At 71.8% G+C, this 16,164-nt stretch carries 13 protein-coding genes and 1 tRNA gene; 6 read left to right on the forward strand and 8 right to left on the reverse strand.

Annotated elements, in window-relative coordinates; genetic code table 11:
* Positions 1-12: 12 nt before the first annotated feature.
* A complete protein-coding gene (locus AB0J08_RS00105) occupies positions 13-1,170 on the reverse strand; it encodes a cystathionine gamma-synthase (RefSeq protein ID WP_360624230.1) in 1,158 nt (385 codons plus the stop codon).
* Positions 1,171-1,312: 142 nt separating this feature from the next.
* Here AB0J08_RS00105 and msrA point away from each other — a divergent pair, with 142 nt between their 5' ends.
* Complete coding sequence (gene msrA / locus AB0J08_RS00110; protein ID WP_360625129.1) at positions 1,313-1,978, forward strand: peptide-methionine (S)-S-oxide reductase MsrA; 666 nt, start codon at positions 1,313-1,315, stop codon at positions 1,976-1,978.
* Positions 1,979-1,994: 16 nt separating this feature from the next.
* On the opposite strand, the gene AB0J08_RS00115 is transcribed toward msrA, so the two are convergent.
* The 4 genes from AB0J08_RS00115 to AB0J08_RS00130 all read right to left on the reverse strand — a co-directional run bounded on the left by AB0J08_RS00115 (position 1,995) and on the right by AB0J08_RS00130 (position 6,488).
* A complete protein-coding gene (locus AB0J08_RS00115) occupies positions 1,995-2,486 on the reverse strand; it encodes a DUF1203 domain-containing protein (protein WP_360624233.1) in 492 nt (163 codons plus the stop codon).
* Between the two features lie 110 nt (positions 2,487-2,596).
* Positions 2,597-3,889, reverse strand: a complete 1,293-nt coding sequence (locus AB0J08_RS00120) for an Ig-like domain-containing protein (protein WP_360624236.1) — start codon at positions 3,887-3,889, stop codon at positions 2,597-2,599.
* Between the two features lie 188 nt (positions 3,890-4,077).
* A complete protein-coding gene (locus AB0J08_RS00125) occupies positions 4,078-4,416 on the reverse strand; it encodes a hypothetical protein (protein ID WP_360624239.1) in 339 nt (112 codons plus the stop codon).
* Between the two features lie 671 nt (positions 4,417-5,087).
* Positions 5,088-6,488 (reverse strand): cystathionine beta-synthase, encoded by a 1,401-nt coding sequence (locus AB0J08_RS00130; protein ID WP_360624242.1) that lies wholly within the window; start codon positions 6,486-6,488, stop codon positions 5,088-5,090.
* 285 nt (positions 6,489-6,773) lie between these two features.
* Between AB0J08_RS00130 and AB0J08_RS00135 the strand changes: the two genes are divergently transcribed.
* The 3 genes from AB0J08_RS00135 (at position 6,774) to AB0J08_RS00145 (ending at position 10,459) form a co-directional block, all read left to right on the forward strand.
* A complete protein-coding gene (locus AB0J08_RS00135; protein ID WP_360624245.1) occupies positions 6,774-7,868 on the forward strand; it encodes an SGNH/GDSL hydrolase family protein in 1,095 nt (364 codons plus the stop codon).
* A gap of 111 nt (positions 7,869-7,979) precedes the next feature.
* A complete protein-coding gene (locus AB0J08_RS00140; RefSeq protein ID WP_360624248.1) occupies positions 7,980-9,200 on the forward strand; it encodes an acetyl-CoA C-acetyltransferase in 1,221 nt (406 codons plus the stop codon).
* 293 nt (positions 9,201-9,493) lie between these two features.
* Complete coding sequence (locus tag AB0J08_RS00145; RefSeq protein WP_360624251.1) at positions 9,494-10,459, forward strand: hypothetical protein; 966 nt, start codon at positions 9,494-9,496, stop codon at positions 10,457-10,459.
* A 198-nt stretch (positions 10,460-10,657) separates the two neighbouring features.
* Here AB0J08_RS00145 and AB0J08_RS00150 read toward each other — a convergent pair whose 3' ends face one another.
* The 3 genes from AB0J08_RS00150 to AB0J08_RS00160 form a co-directional block, all read right to left on the reverse strand.
* Positions 10,658-11,062: a hypothetical protein gene (locus AB0J08_RS00150; protein WP_360624254.1), complete on the reverse strand. Its 405-nt coding sequence runs from the start codon at positions 11,060-11,062 to the stop codon at positions 10,658-10,660.
* A gap of 78 nt (positions 11,063-11,140) precedes the next feature.
* Complete coding sequence (locus AB0J08_RS00155) at positions 11,141-12,067, reverse strand: Bax inhibitor-1/YccA family protein (RefSeq protein ID WP_360624258.1); 927 nt, start codon at positions 12,065-12,067, stop codon at positions 11,141-11,143.
* A 142-nt stretch (positions 12,068-12,209) separates the two neighbouring features.
* A tRNA-Leu gene (locus tag AB0J08_RS00160) sits at positions 12,210-12,291 on the reverse strand.
* Between the two features lie 399 nt (positions 12,292-12,690).
* On the opposite strand from AB0J08_RS00160, the gene AB0J08_RS00165 reads away from it, so the two are divergent.
* Positions 12,691-13,464 (forward strand): ABC transporter ATP-binding protein, encoded by a 774-nt coding sequence (locus AB0J08_RS00165; protein ID WP_360624261.1) that lies wholly within the window; start codon positions 12,691-12,693, stop codon positions 13,462-13,464.
* A gap of 47 nt (positions 13,465-13,511) precedes the next feature.
* Complete coding sequence (locus tag AB0J08_RS00170; RefSeq protein ID WP_360624264.1) at positions 13,512-16,070, forward strand: FtsX-like permease family protein; 2,559 nt, start codon at positions 13,512-13,514, stop codon at positions 16,068-16,070.
* Positions 16,071-16,164 lie beyond the last annotated feature (94 nt).

Here is a 16,164-nt window from a genome sequence, read left to right on the forward strand (position 1 = left end):
TCGCGGGGAGGACTACCGGCCGAGCGCCTGCTGGAGGTCGGCCAGCAGGTCGTCGATCGACTCGATGCCGACCGAGACGCGCACCAGGTCGGCGGGCACCTCCAGGGCCGAACCGGCCACCGAGGCGTGGGTCATCCGGCCCGGGTGCTCGATGAGCGACTCGACGCCGCCCAGCGACTCGCCGAGGGTGAAGAGCTGCGCGCGGTTGCAGACCTCGACCGCCGCCTCCTCCCCGCCGTTGACGCGGAACGAGACCATGCCGCCGAACGCCTTCATCTGCTTGGCGGCGATGTCGTGGCCGGGGTGCTCGGGCAGGCCCGGGTAGAGCACCTGGCTGACCTTGGGGTGGCCGGCGAGCAGCTCGGCGACCTTCTCGGCGTTGGAGCTGTGCCGGTCCATCCGGACCCCGAGGGTCTTGATGCCGCGCAGCACCAGCCAGGCGTCGAACGGGCCGGAGACGGCGCCCATCGCGTTCTGGTGGTAGGCGACCTTCTCGCCGAGGCCCGCCTCGGCCAGCACCAGCGCACCGCCGACGACGTCCGAGTGGCCGCCCATGTACTTGGTCGTGGAGTGCACGACCGCGTCCGCGCCGAGCGCGATCGGCTGCTGCAGGTAGGGGCTGGCGAAGGTGTTGTCGACCACCAGCAGCGCGCCGGCGCCGTGCGCGATCTCGGCGAGCGCGGTCAGGTCGGTGATGCCCAGCAGCGGGTTGGAGGGGGTCTCCACCCAGACCGCGCGGGTGTTGGGGCGCAGGGCCTCGCGGACGGTCGACAGGTCCTGGGTGTTGGCGACGGAGAACTCGACGCCCCAGCGGGTCAGGACCTTGGCGAAGAGCCGGAAGGTACCGCCGTAGGCGTCGTTGGGGATCACGATGTGGTCGCCCGGCTTGAGGATGGTGCGCAGCAGGGTGTCCTCGGCGGCCAGGCCGGAGGCGAAGGCCAGGCCGCGGGCGCCGCCCTCCAGTGCCGCGAGGCACTCCTCCAGCGCGGTGCGGGTCGGGTTGGCGCTACGGCTGTACTCGTAGCCGCCCCGGAGGCCGCCCACCCCGTCCTGCTTGTAGGTGGACACCTGGTAGATCGGCGTGACGACGGCCCCGGTCTGGGGGTCTGCTTCCTGACCCGCGTGGATGGCGAGGGTCTCGAAGCCCTGGGGAAGCTGGTGCTCGGTCATGACAACGAGCGTAGTGGGCGAACGCCGGGCCGCCTCCCCGAAGGGGCTGCGCCGTCCGGAAAGTGCCGACGCTGCCCGGAATCCGGCGGCGGCCGTCAGCGTTGGAACCGGCACAACGCTTCCCGACCAGCTGGAGCAGGCCGTGCTGTTCAACCGCCGCAGGACCTCGCTCGTCCCGGCCGACCAGGCGCTGCCCGGCCGGGAGACGCCGGGATTCACCCTCCGCGAGCCGCACACCGTGCTCGGCCACCCGCTCACCGGTCCGTACCCGGAGGGGCTGGAGGTGGCCGACTTCGGGCTGGGCTGCTTCTGGGGCGCCGAGCGCACGTTCTGGAAGCTGCCCGGCGTCTGGACGACGCTGGTCGGCTACCAGGGCGGGTACACCCCGCATCCCACGTACGAGGAGGTGTGCAGCGGGCTGACCGGCCACACCGAGGCGGTCCGGGTGGTCTACGACCCGGCGGTGATCTCGTACGAGCGGCTGCTGAAGACCTTCTGGGAGGCGCACGACCCGACGCAGGGCAACCGGCAGGGCAACGACGTCGGCAGCCAGTACCGGTCCGCCGTCTACACCCACACCCCGGCCCAGGCCGCGACGGTGGCCGCGAGCCGGGAGGCCTTCCAGCCCGCGCTGACCGCGATCGGCCTGGGGCCGATCACCACCGAGATCGCCCCGGCGGGCCCGTTCTACCCCGCGGAGCCGTACCACCAGCAGTACCTGTCCGACGCCAAGAACCCGAACGGCTACTGCGGCCTCGGCGGCACCGGCGCCAGCTGCCCGATCGGCGTGGCCCGCACCGGGGACTGACGGGCCCGGGCCGCCCTCAGGCGCGCCGGACTTCGTGCTGGAAGCAGCCGAACTCCAGCGCGCGGACGTGCACCACGGCCACCTCCGGGTCGGCGAGCAGTTCGACGGCGGCCGCCTGGGCGGTGTCCGGGGTGACGGGCACTCCGCCCAGGATGTGGCCGCGCCGGTCGTAGGCGCGCAGCACCCGCGGGCCGCCGTGGAACCCGTCCGGCCAGGACGGGCCCGCGCCGGGGCACGGGTGGGCGTGCACGAAGACCGGGCCGACCTCGTCGTACGGGCCCGGGTCGGCGCCCGTCGCGGCGGCCCAGCGGCGCAGCGGCGCGTAGCCGACCAGGGCGATCCGGTCGCCGGGCAGCGCCCGGGTGAGGCAGCAGCGCAGCGGGGCGCCACCGGTCTCGTCGACCGAGCGGACGGGCGGGCGCCCGGCGTCGTCGCGTTCCAGCAGGGCGAGGTGGACGTCGGGGTCGATCGGGCGGACGACCGGCGCCGGTGCGGTGGGAGTGGTCATGTCTCCAGCCTGCCGCCGGGGCCGGCCGGCGTCCGGCGGATTTCGGCCGTCGCGTTCGACGGCCCGCGCCGCGCCGCTCACCGGGCCCGGCGGACCGGCCCCACTCACACTCAGATCGCGCTGCCGGCCTTCCAGGCGGCCCAGCCCATGTTCCAGCCGTTCAGACCGTTGGAGGGCTCGACGGTCTTGTCGCCGGAGTTCACGACCTCGACGACGTCGCCGATCATCGAGCTCTTGTAGAACTTGTAGCCGTCCGCGCTCTGGTCCTGCCCGCCCTTGACGTCCTTCAGGCCGACGCAGCCGTGGCTGGTGTTCTGGCCGCCGAAGATCGACGACGGGGACCAGTAGTTGCCGTGGATGAAGGTGCCGGAGGTGGTCAGGCGCTGGGCGTGCGGCACGTCGGCGATGTCGTACTCGCTGCCGAGGCCGACGGTCTGCGAGTTCATCCGGGTCTGCTGGTACTGCTCCGAGATGACCATCTTGCCGCCCCAGGTGCGGTACTCGGGCGAGCCGCCGGAGATCGGGTAGACGGCACTGACCTGGCCGTCGGTGGTGACGGTGAGCTTCTTGGTGGCGAGGTCGGCGACGCTGGTCTGCGCGCGGCCGACGGTGAAGCGGACGTCCTTGGACTGGGTGCCGTAGACGCCCTTGGCGGCCTGTACGTCCTTGAGCCGGAGCTTCACGGTGACCTTGGTGCCCTTGGCCCAGTACTCCTGCGGCCGGAAGTCCAGGCGGGTGCTGGAGAACCAGTGTCCGACGATCTCGACACCGGGCTCGGCTATGACGGTGATCGCCTCCTGGACGGCCTTGCGGTCGGTCACCGGCTTGCTGAAGTTGATCGAGACCGGCATGCCGACACCGACGACCGAACCGTCCTCGGGGGTGAAGTAGCCGACGAAGGTGTTGGCGGGGGTCGCCGTGGTGAAGACGGCGTTGGCGTCCGCCTCCAGCTTGTCCTTGTCGGTGGCCGAGGCGGTGACGGTGTACTTGGTGCCGCTGGCCGGCGCGGCCGCGGACGTCCAGCTGGTGCCGTCCGGGGAGAGCTCCCCGGCCAGCGCCTTGCCGGTCGAGTCGGCGACCTTGACCGAAGCCAGGGTGCCGCCCGTGACGGTGACCTTGACCGGTTCGCTGAAGCTGGCGGCGGTGGAGCCGTCGGCGGGGGTGACGGTGATGACGGCCACCGAGGTCTTCGGCGAGTTGCTCGCGCTCGCGGTGCCGCCCGTGGTGGCACCGCTGCCACCCGCGGACCCGCTGCCCGAGCCGGCGCCGGTCCGGCCGTCGCCGCTCTTGGCGTCGTTGCAGGCCGCCAGCAGCAGGACGGGCGCACCGATCAGACCGGCCAGCACACCGCGCCGGCTCCAGTTTCCTCCGGCCGCCCGGCCCTGACCGTCCCGTGCCGTCACGTCGCGTTCTCCCTGCTGATCATCCCGGACATTACGGATACAGAAACGCAATCCGCCCTTTCACGGTTCCATCACCAACGGGAAGCGATCGTATGAGACTACTCAAGTTCATGCCAAATATGGACAAAATGCCCGGCCTGCAGGCAGCAGACCGGGCAGTCACAAGCCGTGACGAAAGCGGGTGACGACTACTCGGCGGACTCCTCCACCGTGTACTCGTCCCAGCCCTCCCCCTCGGCGTCGAACTCGGTCTGCGCGGACTCCCAGGTCGCCGAGGCGAGCTCGACACCCGGGACGTCGCCGAGCAGGGCGACCGGGTCGATGAAGTGCGCGAGCGAACCCGACGGGTCCACCTCGATGGCCTCGACGGACTGGGCGCGCTCCTCGTCGTCGAGGTACTCGTCGTCCGTCACCTGCTGCAGGGCCGCCGCCTTGAGCGCCCCCTCGTCGGTGATCTCGGCGATGAGCTCGATGCTGAGCCGGACGTAGCGCGGTTCGTCCTGGCCGGTCGTGTCAGTGCTGGTCATGCGTGCGAGCGTACGGGAAACCACCCCGGACCAGAGCGCCCCGGAGGCGAGCGGGCGAAGAAACCGCCCCGAGCCGCCCGCACTGAGCCAAACCCGCCCCGAGCCAAACCCGCCCCGAGCCGAAGGGGCGCGCCGGTGTCGAAAGGGAGAGAGCGAGGGAGCGACGAAGGAGCGAGGGAGCTCCGACCGTCGACGCCGGGCCGAAGCGCCCCGGAGGCGAGCGGGCGAAAACACAGAAATACAGCAGGGCCGGCCCCTCCGAGGAGGGACCGGCCCTGCCGTCTCCGCCGGACTCCCCCACCCGGGAGCCGCGGAGACGCGCCATGCGGCGCGGTGGTGACCACGGGAGCCGCCGCACCCTGTTGGCCGGCCGAAGCCGGACAGGGGCGGGACGACGACGTCCCCCGCGGTGGCCCCTCCTGCCCGCAACCGGGCATGGAGGGCAGGACACGGCCGGCCGGGTCAGGGCCGTCCGACGTGTCCCGAGGCGACTGCCACCACCGGGGAGCCGCTCCCGGTCGGTGTCGGTCGTCTCGTTCGGCGTCTTGCCGTTGACCCCAACGATGCCCGACCGTTGTTAACCGCGTGCTGCGTGCAGGTGACGCCGGTGTACCACTTCGCCCGCGGACGAGTCCTCAGCCGCCCGGGTGGGCGGGCGGGGTGAGCCGGTGTCAGTGCGAGGCGCGGCCGGCGAGGAATCCCAGCAGGTCCTGGCGGGTGACGATGCCCTGCGGCTTGCCCTCCACCAGCACCACGGCCGCGTCGGCCTTCTCCAGCACGGTCATCAGGTTGGTGACGGTCTCGCCGGAGCCGACCACCGGCAGCGGCTTGGACATCACCTTGTCCAGCGTGTCGTTCAGCTGGATCTCGTTCGCGAAGACGCCCTCCAGCAGCAGCTTCTCGGCGACCGAGCCGATGACCTCGCCGGCCATGATATCGGGGTGGCCGGCCCCCGGGGAGACCACCGGCATCTGCGAGACGCCGTACTCGCGCAGCACCCGGACCGCCTCGGCGACGGTCTCGTTGGGGTGCATGTGGACGAACTGCGGGATGCCCTCGTGCTCGATCGCGTCCTTGCGGGCCAGCACCTCGGCGATGTGCGCCTCGTCGGTGGCCGAGGGCAGGAAGCCGTAGTCGGCCATCCAGTCGTCGTTGAAGATCTTCGACAGGTAGCCACGGCCGCCGTCCGGCAGCAGGACCACCACGACGTCGTCCGGACCCAGCCGCTTGGCGACCTCCAGTGCGGCGACCACGGCCATTCCGCAGGAGCCGCCGACCAGCAGGCCCTCCTCCTTCGCCAGGCGCCGGGTCATCTGGAACGAGTCCTTGTCGGAGACCGCGACGATCTCGTCCGCGACGCTGCGGTCGTAGGCGGTCGGCCAGAAGTCCTCGCCGACGCCCTCGACCAGGTACGGCCGGCCGGTGCCGCCCGAGTACACCGAGCCCTCGGGATCGGCGCCGACGACCTTGACCTTGTCGCCGGAAACCTCCTTCAGGTAGTTGCCGGTGCCGGAGATGGTGCCGCCGGTGCCGACGCCGGCCACGAAGTGGGTGATCCGCCCCTCGGTCTGCTCCCACAGCTCCGGCCCGGTGGAGTGGTAGTGGGAGGCCGGGTTGTCCGGGTTGGAGTACTGGTCCGGCTTCCAGGCGTTCGGCGTCTCACGGACCAGGCGGTCCGAGACGTTGTAGTAGGAGTCCGGGTGCTCCGGAGCGACGGCGGTCGGACAGACGACCACCTCGGCGCCGTACGCGCGCAGGGTGTTGATCTTGTCGGTGGACACCTTGTCCGGACAGACGAAGATGCACTTGTAGCCCTTCTGCTGGGCCACGATCGCCAGGCCGACACCGGTGTTGCCGGAGGTCGGCTCCACGATCGTGCCGCCGGGCTTCAGCGCGCCCGAGGCCTCGGCGGCCTCGATCATGCGCATCGCGATCCGGTCCTTCACCGAGCCACCGGGGTTGAAGTACTCGACCTTCGCCAGCACTGTCGCGCTGATGCCGTCGGTGACCTTGTTGAGCTTGACCAAGGGCGTGTTGCCGACCAGGTCGATGATCGAGTTGTGGTACCGCACGGGGGTCCTCCCGGTCTGTGGGCATGCGAGTGCTTTCGGTACTGCAAAGCCTAGGGCGTGCCATCGGCCCCAGCCCTCCCCTGCGCCACACTCCTCCCCGCGCTCCGTGCGACCTGCCCGCCGGACCTGCCCGCACGCCCCGCCGCCGGCAGCGTCCCCACCGCACGCCCACGGATGGCCCAGTCCCGTCGATAGTGCGCGGTCGCGGACGGGTAGGAGGTGTACAGGCAACGCGAGTGGTGGCCCCGCCAGGGGGGCGGCATGAGGACGCGAAGGGGGCACCGGATGCCAGGGGCACAGGAGTCGCGGGCCCGGGTGGCCCGGCGGATCGCCACCGCTGCGGCGTACGGCGGCGGCGGGCTCGGCCTGTTGGGTGTGGGGCTGGTCGGCCTGCTGCTGACCGAGAGCAAGCTGGCCGTGCAGGCCATCGGCGTCCTCCAGGGCGACCCGCCCAAGGCCGACGGCGTCTACGGCGAGGCCTTCGCCGACGCCGGCACCGACGGGCAGCCGCCCCTGGTGCTCGCCTTCCTCGGCGACTCCACCGCCGCCGGTCTCGGTGTGCTGCGCGCCCGCGAGACGCCGGGCGCGCTGCTCGCCGCGGGCCTGGCGTCGGTGGCCGAGCGGCCGGTCCGCCTGGTCAACGTGGCCCGCTCCGGCGGGCGCTCCGCCGACCTCTCCGGGCAGTTGGAGCTGGCCCTGCCGCACCGCCCCGACATCGCCGTGATCATGGTGGGCGCCAACGACGTGACCCGGCACAGCCCGGCCCAGCTCGCGGTGCGCCACCTCGGCGAGGCGGTCGCCGCGCTGCGCGCCAACGGCTGCGAGGTGGTGGTCGGCACCTGCCCGGACCTCGGCACGATCAAGCCGGTGCGCCCGCCGCTGCGCTGGGTGGCCCGACGGGTCAGCCGCCAGCTGGCGGCCGCACAGACGATCGCCGTGGTGGAGGCCGGCGGCCGGACGGTCTCGCTGGGCTCACTGCTCGGGCCCGAGTTCGCGGCCCGGCCCGAGATGTTCGCCGCCGACCGCTACCACCCCTCCGCACAGGGCTATGCGACGGCGGCGATGGCCGTCCTGCCCTCGCTCTGCGCGGTCCTCGGCCTCTGGCCCGAGGAGGAACGGCCGGCCGGCCCCGTCCCGGGCGAGGCGGTGCTGCCGGTGGCGGTGGCCGCGGCCGCCGCGGCGGGCCGCTCCGGCACCGAGGTGGCGGCCGTCGGGGCCGAGGGCGCGGGCCGGCGCTGGGCGCTGCTGCGCCACCGGCTGCGGGTCGGCCTGCCGGGCACCTGGGCCGCCGAGGCGGCGCGGGGCGGGCCGGACGCGGGTGCCGGGGCCGACCGCGGGAACACGTCGGCCAGCTCACACGCCGGGGCGGGTGACGCCTGAGCTACCAGGCGGTAACTTTCCTCCCGGGCGTCCGCCGCGCACCCGGTCGTTCCCGCCGGGCCGCCGCCCGGACCCCCCACAGCCCGAAGGTCACTCAGCGAGGAGCCCGCCATGCCCGAAGCCGTCATCGTCAGCGCTGCCCGTTCGCCGATCGGCCGGGCCTTCAAGGGCTCCCTCAAGGACGTCCGCCCCGACGACCTGACCGCCCACATCATCGCCACCGCGCTCGCCAAGGTCCCCCAGCTCGACCCCCGCGACATCGACGACCTGATGCTCGGCTGCGGCCTGCCCGGCGGCGAGCAGGGCCACAACCTGGCCCGGATCGTCGCCGTCCAGATGGGCATGGACTACCTGCCCGGCGCCACCATCACCCGCTACTGCTCCTCCTCGCTCCAGACCACCCGGATGGCACTGCACGCCATCAAGGCCGGCGAGGGCGACGTCTTCATCTCCGCCGGTGTCGAGACCGTCTCCCGCAGCATCCACGGCACCTCCGACGGCATCCCCGGCACCACGAACCCGCTCTTCGACGACGCCCAGGCCCGCACCGCCCACCGCGCCGAGCAGGGCGGCGGCGAGTGGCACGACCCGCGCGAGGACGGCCTGCTGCCCGACGCCTACATCGCGATGGGCCAGACCGCCGAGAACCTCGCCGCCCTCAAGGGCATCACCCGCGCCGAACAGGACGAGTTCGGCGTCCGCTCGCAGAACCTCGCCGAAGCCGCCCTCAAGTCCGGCTTCTGGGAGCGCGAGATCACCCCCGTCACCCTCCCCGACGGCACCCTCGTCAGCACCGACGACGGCCCCCGCGCCGGCGTCACCCTCGAAGCCGTCTCCGGCCTCAAGCCCGTCTTCCGCCCTGACGGCACCGTGACCGCCGGTAACTGCTGCCCCCTCAACGACGGCGCGGCCGCCCTGGTCATCATGTCCGACACCAAGGCCCGCGACCTCGGCATCACCCCCCTCGCCCGCGTCGTCTCCACCGGCGTCAGCGCCCTCTCCCCCGAGATCATGGGCTACGGCCCCGTCGAGGCCTCCAAGCAGGCCCTGCGCCGCGCCGGCCTCACCATCGACGACATCGACCTCGTCGAGATCAACGAAGCCTTCGCCGCCCAGGTCATCCCGTCCTACCGCGACCTGGGCGTCGACCTCGACCGCCTCAACGTCAACGGCGGCGCCATCGCCGTCGGCCACCCCTTCGGCATGACCGGCGCCCGCATCACCACCACCCTGATCAACTCCCTCCAGTGGCACGACAAGCAGTTCGGTCTGGAGACCATGTGCGTCGGCGGCGGCCAGGGCATGGCGATGGTGATCGAGCGGCTCAGCTGACCCCTGGACCTGTCAACCCCAAAGGGTCCAGACCACCCATTTGGAGTGACGCAGAGTAATTGAGGGCCGGATCACACCGAGAGGTCGATCCGGCCCTCTTTTCTTTCGAATCGGGCCCGGAAATCGACAGTGCGGAGCGGATCAACTCCGCTGCGTAGAACGGTGTTACCTAACAATTTGGGGACAAGGGCGAAAGTCACGGACAAATTAGACATTCACCACTGCGGTAACAGCCCCCCATGGGGCAGTGTGGAGAGGTAACCCCGTTCCACTCCTCCCTAGGAGTACGTTCCGTGAGCGCCGTCTACACCCTTCTCCTGCTGATACTGATCGCCGTGTCGACCGCTGTGCTGGTCCACCTCCGGGGGCTCTCCCGCCGGCTGGACGCCCGGGCCACGGCGGCCGCCGCGCCCACACCGGTCGACGAGGCCTCGATCCGCCGGGCCGTCGCCGAGGCGCTGGCCGCCGACCGCGAGCGGGAGATCACCGAGGCCCGCGCCTTCTGGGCCGAGCAGGAGGCCCGCGCGGCCGAGGACGCGCCACTGTTCGACTCCCCCTTCGCCGGCGTGCTCGGCTCCACCGACGAGTGGCCGCTCTTCTTCCCCCGGCCGACCGGTCCGCAGGAGGCCGCCGACAACGCGGGCACCATGGACCCGGAGTTCGGCGAGGCGCTGCGTTCCGCCCTGGAGGATCTGATCAACGAGGGCGGCGCCGAGCCGGCCGGGCCCGGCCCCGAGGGCGGCGCCCCGCTGCGTCCCGGCCACGCGTCCGGCCATCCGTCCGGTGCCCCGGCCGGTGAGGGCGGCGGTGACGCCCGGGCCCGCCGCGAGGCCGACCTGCTGGCCACCGGCCTGGAGTCCGGACTGCTGGACGTCGAGCCGGCCGTCGAGGACGCGCCGATGCCCGCCCCCGACCCGCGCCGCCACCCCTCGCACCCCGACTTCGTGCCCAGCCAGGCGCCGTCCCGCGAGTGGACCGACACCCGGCTGACCACACTCGCCGACGAGGGCGTGGCCCTGATCGACGTGCGCCCCGGCCCGCTCGGCACGCTGGACGTGTACGCCTTCGCCGACGGCACCACGCTCTGCGTCGCCCCCGGCGACCGGGAGGCCGCGTACCGGCTGATCGACGCCGTCCGGGCCGGCGAGGACGTCCGGCTGCTCGGCGGCTCGCGGTTCTCCGGCTCGTACTCGCTGACCTTCTCCACCGACGAGGACGCCGTCTACGTGCTCGCCGACCGGGTGGTCGCCAGCATCTGACGCCACCGGCCACCGACCAGGCCACCGAGCAGCCCACCGACGCGGACGCGGCTGACCGCACACCAGAAGGCCGACCGGATCAAGGGGTTACCGATCCGGTCGGCCTTCGGCGTTCCCTCCGGCCCCACCGGCCCCGCCGGCCCCCCTTGGGCCGCGCAGCCGCGAAGCCGCTCAGCCTCGCGGGCCCGGCCGAGGAGCTCAGCCGCAGAGCGCGGCCGTGGCCGCCACCTCGGCCAGCGCCCGGGCGAGCACCGCCTCAGCCGTCGCGGGCCCGCCCAGCGGCTCCGGCAGCGGCACCCGCGCCGACTCCGGCAGGGCGGCCAGGGCGGCCGCCAGGTCGTGCCCGGCGACGGCCAGCTGGTCGCCGGCCGCGAAGGCTCCGGCATCCGGGAACTCCCTCGGCGGCCCGACCGGCCCGTTCCCCCCGCCCGCCACCGCCTCGGCGGTCTGCGCCACCGCCGCCAGCCGGCGGGCCAGCGCCAGCGCGGCGGCCGCCCGGGAGGGGTGGCCGGGTACCGCGCCCAGCAGCCGGCTCTGCGGCATCGAGCGGAAACGATCCGCCAGGGTTTCGACGGCTGCGGAGAGGGAGGCTGCTTCAGGCATGGCGCGAGCCTAACGAAAAGCCGCCGGGCCCCGGAGCAGAAGGCTCCGGGGCCCGGCGGCAGTGCGCGGAGGTCGCGGTCAGTCGTCGCCGCGCAGGATCGCGATCAGTCGCAGCATCTCGATGTAGATCCAGACCAGCGACAGGGTGAGCCCGAAGGCGGCCCGCCAGGCCTCCTTCTGCGGGGCGCCCTGCGCGATGGCCTGCTCGATGGCCGCGAAGTCCAGCGACAGGAAGAACGCGCCGAGGCCGATGCCGACCAGGCCCACCACGATGCCCAGCGGGCCGGAGCGCAGCCCCATGTCCGCACCGAACATCGACGCGACCATGTTGATCACCAACAGCAGCACGAAGCCCATGGCGATCGCGATGCCGATCCGCGTGTAGCGCGGGGTGACCCGGATCCGGCCGGTCTTGTAGGCGATCAGCATCGCCGCGAAGACCGCCGCCGTGCCCAGCACCGCCTGGATCGCGATGCCCGGCCAGATGGTGTTGAACACCTTGGTCACGGCACCGAGCGCGAAGCCCTCCAGGCCCGCGTAGAGCAGGATCAGCGGCGGGCTGACGCTCCGCTTGAACGAGATCACCAGGCCGACCACGAAGGCGATCAGCGAGGCGCCGATGGCCAGGCCGAAGTTCCGGTCCGGCAGCGCGAACCAGGCCAGCCCGCCGGCGGCGACCAGGGTGAGCAACGTCATGGCGGTGCGCGCGACGACGTCGTCGAGCGTCATCCGACCCGTCGCCAGCGGACCGGCGGACGGCGCGCGGTACATCTCGACCAGCTGCTCGTCGGTCAGCGGACCCTGGCCCTGCGGCTGCTGGGCGTAGGGGCTGCCCGCGTAGGGGTTGTTGCCGTACGGGTTGTTGCCGTACGGGTTGCTCTGGCCGTCGGGACCGGCGGCGTGCGGACTCCCGGCCGGCGGGGCCTGCGTGGTACCGAAACCCGCGTAGCCGGGCTCGCGGGTGAAGGATCCCTCCCGCGAGAAGACCGGGTTGCTGCTTCTCATTGCTCATTCCCTCCGTGGCGGCACTGCACCGCCCGCACCACAAGGGTAATGGGTTGGCAAAAGAATGGGGATACGCCGCGAGGAGGATCCGGCGGACGGCTCACGGCGGGGACGCCCGATGGCGCCCCCGCGAGTCGAGCGGTGCCCGGAGCCGGACTCGAACCGGCACGGCCTCACGGCCAAGCAGTTTTAAGCTGCCCGTGTCTGCGTTCCACCATCCGGGCCTTCTGCGGACCTGCCCTGCCGACAGCCGGAGGTGGTGCTCCGTCCGCGTGCGGGCCATCCCCGAGCCTAGTCGCCCGCCTCCCCCTTTCGCATGTTCCCAGCCAGGGAAGTTGTCATGTTTCCTTGCCATCTGACGAACAGTTCGTGATTTGGCCAGGCAAAGCGCGCTATCCGGCCACGGACTCCGGTAAGGGTCGACGTCATACCGGAGGATGAGGGCTTTATCCGGACGTACGCCCAGCGGGGGTCAGCGCAACCGTCCGGCGGAGCGACGAGAAACCGTGATCACGTGGCCGAGCATGGAAATACGGCCGGAATCCTGCGGTGACCGGCCGTCCAACGACCTTCAGCGCGCTCTCCCGGCGCCGGCCGCAGCCCGACTCACAAGGAGCATCCCCGTGACCACGTCGACCGCAACCGCCGTCCGTACCGGCCGGGCGGCCGCCCGCGCCACCGGCCTCAACAAGGTCTACGGGGACGGGGAGACCCGGGTCGTCGCCCTCGACAACGTCAGCGTGACGTTCCCCCAGGGCGAGTTCACCGCCATCATGGGCCCCTCCGGCTCCGGCAAGTCCACCCTCATGCACTGCATGGCCGGCCTGGACACCGTCTCCTCCGGCTCCTCCACCATCGGCGACACCGAACTCGTCGGCCTCAAGGACAAGCAGCTCACCCAGCTGCGCCGCGATCACATCGGCTTCATCTTCCAGGCCTTCAACCTGCTCCCCACCCTGACCGCCCTGGAGAACATCACCCTCCCGATGGACATCGCCGGCCGCAAGGCCGACAAGGCCTGGCTCGACCGCGTCGTCGAGACCGTCGGCCTCTCCGGTCGCCTCACCCACCGCCCCAGCCAGCTCTCCGGCGGCCAGCAGCAACGCGTCGCCTGCGCCCGCGCCCTCGCCGGAAAGCCCGACATCATCTTCGCCGACGAACCGACCGGCAACCTCGACTCCCGCTCCGGCGCCGAGATCCTCTCCTTCCTGCGCAACTCCGTGCGCGAACTCGGCCAGACCGTCGTCATGGTCACCCACGACCCCGTTGCCGCCGCCTACGCCGACCGCGTCGTCTTCCTCGCCGACGGCCGCATCGTCGACGAACTCCCCAACCCCACCGCCGACACCGTCCTGGACCGCATGCGCCGCTTCGACGCCAAGGGCCGGACGAGCTGACGCTCCACCGGAAGCAGCCCGTCCCTTCGTAGAGTTCAGGACACCCCATGTATCGCACCGCACTGCGCAACGTGCTGGCCCACAAGGGCCGACTGCTGATGACGGCGCTGGCCGTCATGCTGGGCACCGCCTTCGTGGCCGGCACCATGGTCTTCTCCGACACCTTCGGCAAGGCCATGCGGGACAGCAACTCCAAGAGCTACTCCGACGTGTCGGTCCAGATCGTCGACCGGGCGGCCGGCTCCTCCGCCTCCGCCCGGGAGAAGAGCGAGAAGAGCGCGGCCACCCTGACCGACGCCACCGTCCAGCAGCTGGGCGCGCTCCCCGGCGCCGCCTCCGCCCGCGGTGTGGTCAGCGGCTTCACCGGCGTCGCCGACAGGAACGGCACCCTGATCGGCCAGGCCTGGTCCGCCAAGGGCGCCAACTTCGCTCCCGGCACGGACGGCAAGGACGCCCGCTACCCGATGGCCGAGGGCCAGGGCCCGAAGACGGCCAAGGAGATAGCGCTCGACCGCAAGACCGCCGACACGGGCGGCTACAAGGTCGGCGACACCGTCCGGGTCGCCTCCAACGGCCCGGTGGTCGAGGCGAAGCTCACCGGCATCTTCACCACCGACGACCCGGTGGTGAGCACCGGTGGCACGCTGACCCTGTTCGACCGCGCCACCGCCCAGCAGCTGTTGCTGGAGCCCGGCCGCTACAGCAGCATCGTGCTCGCCGCCAAGCCCGGCACCACCGAGGCGGCACTGCTCGCCCAGGCCGAGCAGAAGCTCCCGGCCGGCCCGCAGCTCGACGCCGAGACCGGCCAGAAGCTCAAGGACGACGAGCAGGAGATGATCACCCGCGGCACCGAGAACATGCGCACCATGCTGCTCTTCTTCGCCGCGATCTCGCTCTTCGTCGGCATCTTCATCATCGCCAACACCTTCACCATGCTGGTCGCCCAGCGCACCAGGGAGCTCGCCCTGCTGCGGGCGATCGGCGCCAGCCGCAAGCAGGTCACCGGGGCCGTCCTGGTCGAGGCCCTGGTGATCGGCGCCCTCTCGTCCGTGGCCGGCCTGGTGGTCGGCGTCGGGATCGGCGCCGGGCTGCAGTCCCTGGTCCACTCGATGAACGACGGGATGCCCACCGGCTCGCTGGTGATCAAGCCGCTGACCGTGGCGGTCACCCTGGTGGTGGGTGTCCTGGTCACCGTCCTCTCCGCCCTGCTGCCCGCGATGCGCGCCTCCCGGATCGCCCCGGTGGCCGCGATGAGCAGTGGTGACCAGCCGAGCAGCCAGAAGAGCCTGGTGGTCCGCAACACCATCGGTTCGGTGCTCGCGGCGGGCGGTGGCGCGTTGATCGCCTACGGCGCCTCCACCGGCAACAGCGACGGCCGGATCCCGGTCGCCCTCGGCGCCGTGCTCGCCCTGGTCGGTGTGTTCATCCTGCTGCCGCTGCTCTCCCGACCGGTGATCGCCCTGATCGGCCCGGCCCTGGGCAAGCTGGCCGGCACGCCCGGCAAGCTCGCCCGGCAGAACGCCGTGCGCAACCCGCGCCGTACCGCGGCCACCGCGGCCGCGCTCACCATCGGCCTGACCCTGGTCAGCGGTCTGACGGTGCTCGGCGCCTCGGTCGGCGGAGCGCTCGACAAGGCCGTCACCAGCTCGATGAAGGCCGACTACCTGGTCTCGACCGCGAACAACATGAGCCTCTCCCCGAAGGTCCCGGCCGAGGTCGCCAAGACCGCCGGTGTGACGGCCTCCTCGCCGCTCAGCACGGTCTACTGGGAGCTGAACGGCACCACCAAGGCGATCAGCGGCCTGAACGCGGACAGCTTCGACAAGCTCGTCTCCGTCGAGCTGACCAGCGGCTCCACCGCCAACTTCGCCCAGGGCCAGATCCTGATCGACTCGGACGTCGCCAAGAAGAACAACGTCACCGCCGGTTCGGCCCTGACCGTCACCTACCCGGACGACACCACGGGGCAGATCACCGTCGGCGGCGTCTACGAGGCGGGCGGCATGCTCGGCCCGGTCGTGCTGGCCAACAGCGAGATCGTGAAGCACGAGCCCGAGCCCTACATCAGCGATGTCCTGGTCAAGGGCGCCGACGGCGAAACCGCCGCCCTGAAGCAGGCGCTCAAGGACTCCACCGGCGCCAACCCGGTGATCGAGGTCAAGTCCAAGCAGGACGTCCGGGACGACTTCAGCCAGACCATCACCATCGCGCTGAACCTGATGTACGGCCTGCTGGCGATGTCCGTGATCGTGGCGATCCTCGGGGTCGTCAACACGCTGGCCATGTCGGTCTTCGAGCGCAAGCGCGAGATCGGGATGCTGCGGGCGATCGGCCTGGACCGCGGCGGCATCAAGCGGATGGTCCGTCTGGAGTCCGTGGTGATCTCGCTCTTCGGTGCCGGCATCGGCCTGCTGCTCGGCTGCTTCATGGCCTGGGCGATCAACGGCACGCTGAAGTCCAGCATGGCGGGCCTCACCACGGTGCTCCCGTACGGCCAGCTGCTGCTCTTCCTCGCCCTGGCCGGCGTGGTCGGCCTGGTGGCCGCGATCTGGCCGGCCCGCCGGGCGTCCAAGCTGGACATCCTGGAAAGCATCAAGACCGACTGACCGCCGGCGCCGGGCACCACCCCGGCGCCGAACACGGGAAGACCCCCACCGGAGGGTTCGGTGGGGGTCTTCCCGTACTTCTGTACTCCGCCCG

It is taken from the genome of Kitasatospora sp. NPDC050463, assembly GCF_040655255.1.
Taxonomy (GTDB): domain Bacteria; phylum Actinomycetota; class Actinomycetes; order Streptomycetales; family Streptomycetaceae; genus Kitasatospora.

Coding starts and splice junctions, on each gene's coding strand:
- AB0J08_RS00170 (WP_360624264.1), top strand. CDS start 13,512: ATGTATCGCACCGCACTGCGCAACGTGCTGGCCCACAAGGGCCGACTG.
- AB0J08_RS00150 (WP_360624254.1), bottom strand. CDS start 11,062: ATGCCTGAAGCAGCCTCCCTCTCCGCAGCCGTCGAAACCCTGGCGGAT.
- AB0J08_RS00105 (WP_360624230.1), bottom strand. CDS start 1,170: ATGACCGAGCACCAGCTTCCCCAGGGCTTCGAGACCCTCGCCATCCAC.
- AB0J08_RS00125 (WP_360624239.1), bottom strand. CDS start 4,416: ATGACCAGCACTGACACGACCGGCCAGGACGAACCGCGCTACGTCCGG.
- AB0J08_RS00140 (WP_360624248.1), top strand. CDS start 7,980: ATGCCCGAAGCCGTCATCGTCAGCGCTGCCCGTTCGCCGATCGGCCGG.
- AB0J08_RS00115 (WP_360624233.1), bottom strand. CDS start 2,486: ATGACCACTCCCACCGCACCGGCGCCGGTCGTCCGCCCGATCGACCCC.
- AB0J08_RS00135 (WP_360624245.1), top strand. CDS start 6,774: ATGCCAGGGGCACAGGAGTCGCGGGCCCGGGTGGCCCGGCGGATCGCC.
- AB0J08_RS00155 (WP_360624258.1), bottom strand. CDS start 12,067: ATGAGAAGCAGCAACCCGGTCTTCTCGCGGGAGGGATCCTTCACCCGC.